We start from the raw sequence: 8747 nt of genomic DNA on the forward strand, positions 1-8747 counted from the left end.
GGCCCTGCCTTTATGCGCCGGCCTGTCCACGATCACCCGAACGAGACCCCTGTTCGATCGACAAGCCCCACGAGCGGTACGACAACGGCTTCTCAAGTCGCCAACGATTCTCCGGGGCGCCGCGAGCGTGTGCGGTTCGAATCCACACAGCTCAGAAGCGGTCAAGACGACGATGGCCGGTGCAACACGTGTGATGCACGGACGCCGCTATTAGCGCGGTTGTCGTAGCCCCGCGATGAGGAGGGCGATCAGTCGGCGTGCGTCGTAGCGGGGGTCGGTGTCGGCGCCGACGCAGAGGTTTCCGATGCCACGCATGAGCTGGTAGGCGTCGAGGTCGGGGTGGATCTCGCCGGAGGCTGCGGCGGCGTCGAGAAGCTGCTTGCACACCGGTAGGAGGCGGTCGAGGAAGTAGGCGTGCAGCGTCTCGAAGCCGGCGCTGTCGTTGCGCATCGCGGCGGCCAGGCCGTGTTTGGTGACCAGGAAGTCGACGAAGAGGTCGACCCACCGCTCCAGGGCGGCGTGAGGGGTCGGGCCGGCCGCCAGCAGGGTGGGCCCGGCTTCGGCGCAGGCGTCGACCTGATGACGATAGACGGCGATGACCAGGTCCGCGCGGGTGGGGAAGTGGCGGTAGACCGTGCCGGTCCCGACACCGGCCCTGGCCGCGATGTCGCGCACCGGCGCGTCCACGCCCGAGGTGACGAAGACCGCGGCGGCTGCGTCCAGCAGGGTCTGCTGGTTGCGCCGGGCATCCTTGCGCTTGGACCCGGCCTCGCCGGTCGTGCTCCGTGCGCTGTCGTCCACCGGCCACGCTCCTTCCGAAGGGCTTGTAAAGCGGAACGGTGTTCCGTATTGTCATTTCCGGAACACGGTTCCGCTTCATTCATGATGGCAGGCCGATGCCCAGCAGCCAAACCGCCCACTGCCATCGGCCCGCCCGGCCTGCGGCACCACAGCCGGCTCACCGGACCCAAGAGTGCGCAGGCACCGAACGGAAGGCACCTCCATGTCCCGATCCATGACCGCGAACACCCGGCAGATCGCAGGCGCGCCGACCACGGTGGTATCCGTGAGGCCGGTCGTCCTGTCCGCGCCGGGCCGCGGTGAGGACCTCCAGGTCCGGGTCTCCGCCCCCGTGACCGGCACCGGTCTGTCCGTTGTCGTCTTCTCGCACGGCTTCGGCTGGTCGATGGACGCCTACGCCCCGCTGGCGGACCACTGGGCCGCCCACGGCTTCGTGGTCCTGCAACCCACCCACCTCGACTCCAGGACACTCGCCCTGCCCGCCGACGACCCCCGCACGCCGTACATCTGGCGTCTGCGGATCGAAGACCTCACTCGCGTGCTGGACGGACTCGATGTCCTGGAGGCGGCCGTGCCGGGTCTCGCCGGGCGCGTGAACCGTGAGCGGATCGCCGTGGCCGGGCACTCCTGGGGTGCCCAGACAGCGAGTGCGCTCCTGGGCGCGCGCGTCCTCGGCTCCGACGGCGTACCCGGCGAGGACATGTCCGACCCTCGAATCAAGGCAGGTGTGCTGCTCGCCCTGACCGGCCTGGGCGACGACCTGACCCCGTTCGCCGCCGAGCACTTCCCCTTCATGAGGCCGTCCTTCGACACCATGACCACCCCGGCCCTCATCGTCGCCGGGGACAACGACCACTCCCACCTGTCCACACGCGGACCGGACTGGTTCACCGACCCCTACGCCCACAGCCCCGGCGACAAGAGCCTGCTGACCCTGTTCGGCGCCGAGCACTCGCTCGGTGGCATCCCCGGACACGAGGTCGCCGAGACGACCGACGCCGATCCCGAACGCATCGCCCTGATACAGCGCCTCACCACCGCCTACCTGCACAGCGCCCTCCACCCCGGAGACACGGCTTGGCACTTGGCGGCCACCGCGCTGGAGCAGGACACCCAGCCGCTGGGGAAGTTGCGGAGCAAGTAACCAGCCTGCCCGCACCGCCGGTCCGCCGAAGCGGACCGGCACCGCCCCGGTACGGCGACACCAGCAGTCCGGACGCGGCGTCATCGGCTCGGCCGTGCGAGCGCCCGCACTTACTTCAACACTCCCCCCCGGCGGGTACCCGCCGGAATCGCCGGCACGACCGGCTATCAGGACCGCTACAGACAAGGAAACGTGATGATCCTCGCTACCGGTGGATTCGGCTTCATCGGATCGCACACTGTGCGAGCCCTGCTCGACCTCGGCGAAGACTGCGTCGTCGTCCAGCGCCGCCCCCGCGGACTCCCGCCCGTACTCGCCGGCGCCCGGGTGGAGACGGTGCACGCGGACGTCGCCGATCTCGACGCCCTGCTCGCGATCGGCCGCCGCCACCACATCACGGGCATCGTCCACCTGGCCGGTTCCTACCCCTGGCCACCCTCTCCCGCCATGCCCGCCGAGGCGACCCGCCAGGCACTCGGCGGGCTGCTGAACATCGCCCGGGCAGCCCAGGAGTGGGGCGTGCGGCGCCTGGGCGTCGCCAGCACGATCGGCGTCTACCTCGGCGCCGACACCGACGGACCGCTACGCGAGGACGCCCCGCTGTCGATGAGCGCACCCGTGGCGATCCCCACCTTCAAGAAGGTCGGCGAACTGCTCGCCGGTTACCTCGCCGACACCACCGGCATCGACATCGTCAACTACCGCATCTCCGGCACCTGGGGCCCGCTCGGCCACCTCGACCCGTTCTTCGCCGCACCCGCCCTCATCCACGCCGCCGCCCACCGCACCGCCCCCGACCTCTCCCACCTCATCGGGCCGGCCCACGCCGAGGACGGACTCGACCTCAACTACGTCAAGGACACCGGCCGGGCAATCGCCCTCCTCCAACTCGCGGACAAGCTCAACCACCGCACGTACAACGTCGGCTCCGGCCGGACCACGACCAACGCCCAGCTCATCGGGGCGATCAGGAAGGCAGTCCCCGACGCCGACGTAGACCTCCCCGCCGGAGGCAGCGCACCGCACCTGGTCCTCGACATCAGCCGCCTGAAGCAGGACACCGGCTACCAGGCCGAGTACGACACCGAACGGGCCGCCAGCGACTACATCGCCTGGCTACGCGCAGGCAACACGACCTGAGCCAAGGCCATGCCCCGATCGTGGGGCTTCTCCCTCTCCCTCCGCTCGCCCTGCAAGCAGCGGGAGAACGCGCTGGAGGGCACCTTCGCGGCCGACGGCACCGCCTTCGCGGTGATGCCATGCAGCAGAAACTGCCGCACCCCGGTCAGGACGTTCTCGATCCGCGCCGGCTCCCGGCCCGGCTCGGCGCCTGGCCCCGGGTGGACCCGTCCGCTCCCGGCCGACGGCTCAATGCCAGTGAGCTCCTTCGTGTCGAACTTCAGCCACACGACGAACAGCGCCAGCTCCTCGGCCGCCACCGCCAGTCCCGTCCGGCCCGGGCAGACCAGCGCAGGTACAGCGCGATGTGCCCCGCGTAGGCCCGGGTCGTCAGCTCGGCCTGGTCCTTGCCGAACCGCACGTGCCGCAGGAAGGCGTCCGCCTTCGCCACGGAGTTCTCGTTGACCACGGTCCAGTACCGGACGCCAGGCGGCGGCCTCACAGGAAAGGCCCGCAAGGGTCTCCTCACCTTGGCCGGTTCAACCGTGGTGCCGGCCCTGGTGCAGCTGTTCGCCCGCACCCTCATCCTGCCAGCGGCTCGAAGCGGTCGTGCTACGGAATAGGTCAGCCTGCGCAGCGGTCGCCGAGGTGAGCCGGCGGGCTGGAACCGACATCCCTACGACAGCTGGCTCGCGAAACATCGGGGGCAGAGCGCCCCCGCACTCTCTGCAACCAACAGTAGATCGTTTGCCACGATCCGTTACCGCCGGATGTGTGACAGAGCCGCTGGCTGTACAGACTGATTCATGGCGGCAGGCGGCAGCGGCGCCGCCGGAGAGAATGAGAATTCCGGCGGCGCCGCGATTGCTAAGGAGGTGATTCTTATCGGCACTCGTGCAGGGTGCCCTGGCGGCCGCCCCACGTGCCGCTGTCCCAAACAGCTTTGCCGTCGGACGTGTAGGTCACGAGGTTGCCATCATCCTGCAAGGTGAGACGGCCGCCAGCCGCCGAGTCGTCGCCCATCCCGCGATATTCAGATCCTCTCAGTCGGCCTTTAGATTGCACGCGAGCTTGAGAAGTTCTTGAGGACTTCCTGCACGGCACTCGCAACACAGACCCGAGGACGGTCCACCCCGGGCCCGGTGAGCGGGCGCGCACCCGCTCACCAGGACCAGGACGGCGGTGCGCACCCGCTCGGCCAGGACCAGGACAGCAGTGCGCACCCGCTCGATCGCCGCGCGCAGCTCGTAAGTCAGCCGCCGTTCCTCGGCCTCGCCGACCGGGACGGCCAGCTCCTGGGTCCGCCGGCGGGCGTACCGGCGCTGCGCCGAGGGCCACCAGGTTGTGATCGCCGGCGCCCTTGTTTCCTCGTGCGTCGGCTTGCTTGTTACCGGGCAAGTCGGCCACCAGTAGCTGCTGGAGCTCGCCGTCGAGTAGGCGCACCGTGGCTGGGGCGTCATCGGGACCGTCCGGGCGATCGATGTACCGGCCGTCACGATCTGGTTGCGGCGTCCGGGGCGGGTGTCCGTTAGTACTCCAGCCGTAGATCGTTATGTGCCCTGGTCTTGAGGCTGTCTGCCACTGGCAGAAACTCAGGTGGCCTCAGCGCACGATCTGGGTAGAGTCGGGCAATGCCCGAGCTGAAGCGGCTGCATGCCGACCACGCCCCGGCGGTCCTGGCCTTCGAGTTGGCGAACCGCACCTACTTCGCTGCCTCGATCCCCGACCGCGGTGACGACTTCTTCGACCAGTTCACCGATCGGTACAACGCCTTGCTGGCCGAGCAGGAGGCCAGCATCTGCGCCTTCTACGTGCTCGTCGCCGAGGACGGCTCGGTACTCGGCAGGTTCAACCTGTACGACTTGGAGGACGGCACTGCCAAACTCGGCTACCGGGTCGCGCAGCAGGTCGCCGGCCGCGGCGTGGCGACCGCGACCGTCCGGGAGCTAGGCCTGATTGCGACAGCTCGGCACGGCCTGCGCACACTACGGGCGGCCACCTCCCACGACAACGCCGCGTCCCAGAAAGTCTTGACCAAGGCCGGGTTCGTCCCGGTTGGCCCTGCCATCCCGGCCGATCTCGGCGGCAAGTCAGGCACCTGGTGCCAGCGCGACCTCCAGCCATAGACCTTGATCTTGCTCGTGGGTCGGCTGCGGGAAGGGTGCGGCCACCGCTGATCATCGGTGTGTGAAGACTAACGATCTTGCGGTGGCCGCAGGTCACAGCGTAGACCCTGCCCGCTGGCAGGAAGCGTTCGAGGTCCTGATGAGCCGGATAGCCGACCGGTTCGCCCGGGTCGAACCCCGGCGTCGGGTACGGGAGCTGGTGCTGGGGCTGCTGTCGGACCTGCCGCGCGAATCGCACTCCCCCTGACGGGGCGGCTCCCCTGGGCGACCATGGCCTTCCTCGACGACGCCTACCACCGAGGAGTCCTGCGCCAGGTCGGAGCCGTCTACCAGTTCCGCCACGCCCGCCTCCAAAGCCACCTCAGCCCCGCTCGCCACACCTTGGAACACGGCTGATCAGCGCTCACGGTCCTTACCTAAGGGCTCAGGACCGCTCGGGGCCGGAGGGCCGGGTGATCCTGGCGGTGCCCGCGGCGAGGTCGATGCCGGTGCGCTTCGGGGCGCCGTCGTGCTCGTCGTCGCGCAGCACCAGGGCGATCCGCCGTTCCTCCAGTTGGACCCGCTTGCCCGGGTAGAGCAGGGCGTGCAGCTCCTCGGTGGCCGTGGCCCCGGCGCCGCGCGTCCCGGGCTCGGCGTGCACCGGCAGCCGGCCGGGGAGCAGCCCGCGGCGCTGGGCGCGGGCGACGGCCGTCTTCAGAGCCGCGGCCAGGAAGAGGGGGACCACGATCAGCAGGACGGCGAACGGGCCGGTCAGTAAGCTCACCATGAAGGTGGAACGGTTCGGCGCAGGCGACTGTTCCAAGACCCGCGCCGAAGCTGTCAGGAAGCGCCGCTACGTTCCCGCAGGCGTAGAACCCGGCCAGCGCGGGGCGCCCTTACTGCTCTCGGTAGGCGGCAGGCCGTAGGCGAGCCGCTGTTCGTTGGTGAGCAGCACCCGCTCGACGTGGGCCCAGCAGCCGATGCGGGCCACGAAGGCGCGGTTGACCTGCCCTCGGATGAACGGACACCCGTGGACCGGCCGGCCTAGCCCCGTGTGGGCGGACCCGTCATAAGGTCCTTATACCAGCGCGCCGCCGAAGTCCGGGTATCGCAGGGAGAGCCTGCTCGCAGGCGGATGCCCGCAGTCCGGCGGCTGGGTGGCCGCGGCCTGCGGGCATCTGCCAGGCGGTGTGTCAGCGGTGGGCGGCACGGCGGCGGTTGAAGACCACCACGCCTGCGCCGAGGGCGAGCAGGGCGGCGCCGCCGGCGGCGGTCGCGATCATCTGTCCGCCGTCGCTACCGGTGCTGGCCAGGACGGGGGCGGGCTTGTCCGAGACCGGTTTGACCGTGGGTGTGCCGACAGGCCCCGCGCCCTCCGAGGTAGTGGGGGCCGGTGCCGACGGAGCCGAGCTCGGGCTGCCCGTCCGGGTCGGAGTACTTGGCGAGTGCGAGGGCTTGGGGGAGCCGGACGGCAAAACCGAGGCGCTGGGCGACGGCGAGCCGGCCGGGTGGCTGGGCTGTACCGGGTTCGGGTTCACCGGTGCGGACGGACTGCTCGAGGGGGTCGGCTGGCAGGCCGAGCCGCCGTTCCACGCGGTGATCAGGTTGCGCGGGACGACGGCGTCCGGGAAGTGCGGTGCCGGGTTGCTGACACCGTCGAACTTCTGGTCGCCGGCGTACAGGTCGATCTGGCCGAAGCACTTCGGCAGATGCGCGCTGACGTCCAGGGTCGCCTGGGGACGCTCGTGGTTGAGCGTGGTGGTGGCCCAGCCGAGGAAGGTCTGAGTTCCCGAGGTCCCCCAGTCCGGGCCCTCGGTGCTGTAGGAGGCCAGCGAGACCTTGTAGTCGCAGCCCGGCGAGGTCTCGCCGACGAGGCGGACCTGGATGCTGCCGTGCGGCTCGGACATCCGGCCGCCGTCGATCCAGTGGCTGCCGCCGTCGATCGAGTACTGCACAGCGGCCTCGCCACACTCTTGCATGACGGCGTGCGCGGTTCCAGCGGCGAACACAGGGGTGCCCACGGCTATGCCGAGGGCCGCCAGAGCCGGAAGAATCCGGCGCAGGGGGTGGTGCACTTTCGGTAGCTCCCTGACGGTAGATACACAGTGGTGGGGGCAGAGCTCAGCTGTCCGGCACGTACGACTCGGCCGAGGCTGAGCCTGTGAGAGTTGCGACGGCGACGGTACACGACGCACCGGATCCACCGACTACCCGGGCCACAGCCCCACATGACAGAATGTCAGGCGCGAAGTGGCCGCTCGCGTGCCCGGCCCGCCGTCCCCCGGCGCTTTCACCGCCGACGACTTCCACAGCCCTCACACCGGCACTGGCACCGGACCGGGCCCGGCCGGGCAGGGCCTACCACGCCACTCCCCGGGCCTCCAGCTGGCCCAGCTGCTCGAGGCCGAGCTCGTCGCGGCGGGCCCTCTGGTTGTTGAGCCAGGTGCCCAGCGACAGTCCGTCCTCGCGGTGGGTCCTCGGCACCCGTGCGTGCCCCTCCCGTTCGACGAACGCCGCCAGCGCCGCCAGGCCCTGCTGGAAGCGGTCCGCCCGCGACACCTTGGCTTCGCCGCGGCCGCCGCCCGCGCGGCCGCCAGCTCCTGGTCCTCGGCGATGCCGAGCGCCGCCAGCAGGTCCCGCTGCTCCTGGCGTGCCAGGACGCGATTCTGCACGACACCCCCGAGCACGCCGCCCGCACCGCCCAGCTCGCCTACCTCCACAACCTCTGACAGGCCCGCCAAACCGGAACGGGGGATCGCCCGCCGGAGACCATCAAGCTTTGGGCCCGGAAACCTTGACGGATCCCCTGACGACGCGGTCAGCGTGTCCGTGCTGCGGTACTGGACCCGCGCGCAGCGCTCGGCGCAGGGAGCCGACAGCGTCTCCGGCCGATACCTTGACGGTCTCCACCAGGCCTCAGAGGACGTCGGCTCCTTGACTTTCGGGTCGGGCGCGGTTGGGTGCGAGTCGCGGATGGCAGAACGGCGGACATGACGACTTCCTCCATCAGGCGCCGCCGACACCGGGCGAGCAAGCCCGCAGCTGCGCCTTCGCCCGTCCGCTCGATCACGGCCACCGAGCCCACGGCGCAGCCCGGGCCGCGCCGGCCTGCGTTGTGCTGCCAGACCTGGAGAAGCGAGCACCTGCTGTTCGGCGAGACGCGGCCCGGCGGCGACGCCCGGTTCGCTCCCGGAGTGAGAAGGAGGTTGCGGTTGGCGGTGGCGCAGAGCACGGTGCCCGAGGATCCGGGAGACCGGACGGCGATCCGGGCGGCGGGTGAAGAGGTCCGGGCCCTGATGCGAGAGGCGGCCGGGGTGCGACAGTTCCTGCTGCACGGCACCACCGCGAAGGCGGTGCCCTCGGCCGTGGTGGCCCAGCTCTACGAGGTCGCGGAATCCTGGGACCTGCCGGAGCAGGCGCGGTGCAGGGAGTTGACCGGGTACCGGATGCACCCTCCGGCACCGGTGAAGGTGCGCTGTCGATGGGGTAGTGTTCTCTAGTCGCTCGGCAGGGAGCACCGGACACGCATCGGCGCGGACGGTCCCGGGGCGGCCAATCCTCTGAAACACCACTTCTTC

At 70.2% G+C, this 8747-nt stretch carries 11 protein-coding genes and 1 pseudogene; 6 read left to right on the forward strand and 6 right to left on the reverse strand.

What is annotated here, in order from left to right:
• Positions 1 to 210: 210 nt before the first annotated feature.
• A complete protein-coding gene (locus ACZ5ON_RS35405) occupies positions 211 to 801 on the reverse strand; it encodes a TetR/AcrR family transcriptional regulator (protein ID WP_465601562.1) in 591 nt (196 codons plus the stop codon).
• A 202-nt stretch (positions 802 to 1003) separates the two neighbouring features.
• Between ACZ5ON_RS35405 and ACZ5ON_RS35410 the strand changes: the two genes are divergently transcribed.
• The gene (locus tag ACZ5ON_RS35410) at positions 1004 to 1945 is read left to right on the forward strand and encodes an alpha/beta hydrolase family protein (protein ID WP_465601564.1); all 942 of its coding nucleotides are present in this window, start codon (positions 1004 to 1006) and stop codon (positions 1943 to 1945) included.
• Positions 1946 to 2140: 195 nt separating this feature from the next.
• Positions 2141 to 3085: an NAD-dependent epimerase/dehydratase family protein gene (locus ACZ5ON_RS35415; protein ID WP_465601566.1), complete on the forward strand. Its 945-nt coding sequence runs from the start codon at positions 2141 to 2143 to the stop codon at positions 3083 to 3085.
• Here the strand turns inward: ACZ5ON_RS35415 and ACZ5ON_RS35420 are convergent.
• Both ACZ5ON_RS35420 and ACZ5ON_RS35425 read right to left on the reverse strand, forming a co-directional pair.
• Positions 3049 to 3384 (reverse strand): hypothetical protein, encoded by a 336-nt coding sequence (locus ACZ5ON_RS35420; protein WP_465601569.1) that lies wholly within the window; start codon positions 3382 to 3384, stop codon positions 3049 to 3051. The two genes, ACZ5ON_RS35415 and ACZ5ON_RS35420, sit on opposite strands and share 37 nt — an antisense overlap.
• Complete coding sequence (locus ACZ5ON_RS35425) at positions 3345 to 3581, reverse strand: hypothetical protein (protein WP_465601571.1); 237 nt, start codon at positions 3579 to 3581, stop codon at positions 3345 to 3347. The genes ACZ5ON_RS35420 and ACZ5ON_RS35425 overlap by 40 nt, the downstream gene beginning before the upstream one ends.
• 1114 nt (positions 3582 to 4695) lie before the next feature.
• On the opposite strand from ACZ5ON_RS35425, the gene ACZ5ON_RS35430 reads away from it, so the two are divergent.
• The 3 genes and pseudogenes from ACZ5ON_RS35430 to ACZ5ON_RS35440 all read left to right on the forward strand — a co-directional run bounded on the left by ACZ5ON_RS35430 (position 4696) and on the right by ACZ5ON_RS35440 (position 5586).
• The gene (locus tag ACZ5ON_RS35430; RefSeq protein ID WP_465601574.1) at positions 4696 to 5190 is read left to right on the forward strand and encodes a GNAT family N-acetyltransferase; all 495 of its coding nucleotides are present in this window, start codon (positions 4696 to 4698) and stop codon (positions 5188 to 5190) included.
• A gap of 82 nt (positions 5191 to 5272) precedes the next feature.
• Positions 5273 to 5425 (forward strand): annotated as a pseudogene (locus tag ACZ5ON_RS35435) (IS701 family transposase); the annotation flags it as partial.
• Positions 5426 to 5460: 35 nt separating this feature from the next.
• Positions 5461 to 5586 (forward strand): hypothetical protein, encoded by a 126-nt coding sequence (locus tag ACZ5ON_RS35440; protein ID WP_465601577.1) that lies wholly within the window; start codon positions 5461 to 5463, stop codon positions 5584 to 5586.
• A gap of 28 nt (positions 5587 to 5614) precedes the next feature.
• On the opposite strand, the gene ACZ5ON_RS35445 is transcribed toward ACZ5ON_RS35440, so the two are convergent.
• From ACZ5ON_RS35445 to ACZ5ON_RS35455, 3 genes are all read right to left on the reverse strand, one after another.
• Entirely contained in the window at positions 5615 to 5956 is a 342-nt protein-coding gene (locus ACZ5ON_RS35445; protein ID WP_465601580.1) for a DUF6191 domain-containing protein, read from the reverse strand.
• Between the two features lie 406 nt (positions 5957 to 6362).
• Positions 6363 to 7244: an LPXTG cell wall anchor domain-containing protein gene (locus ACZ5ON_RS35450; RefSeq protein WP_465601583.1), complete on the reverse strand. Its 882-nt coding sequence runs from the start codon at positions 7242 to 7244 to the stop codon at positions 6363 to 6365.
• 283 nt (positions 7245 to 7527) lie between these two features.
• Positions 7528 to 7728, reverse strand: coding sequence for a helicase associated domain-containing protein (locus tag ACZ5ON_RS35455; protein WP_465601586.1), 201 nt, complete (start codon positions 7726 to 7728; stop codon positions 7528 to 7530).
• Between the two features lie 653 nt (positions 7729 to 8381).
• Between ACZ5ON_RS35455 and ACZ5ON_RS35460 the strand changes: the two genes are divergently transcribed.
• A complete protein-coding gene (locus ACZ5ON_RS35460) occupies positions 8382 to 8669 on the forward strand; it encodes a hypothetical protein (RefSeq protein ID WP_465601589.1) in 288 nt (95 codons plus the stop codon).
• Positions 8670 to 8747 lie beyond the last annotated feature (78 nt).

It is taken from the genome of Kitasatospora sp. NPDC032150, from assembly GCF_055579945.1.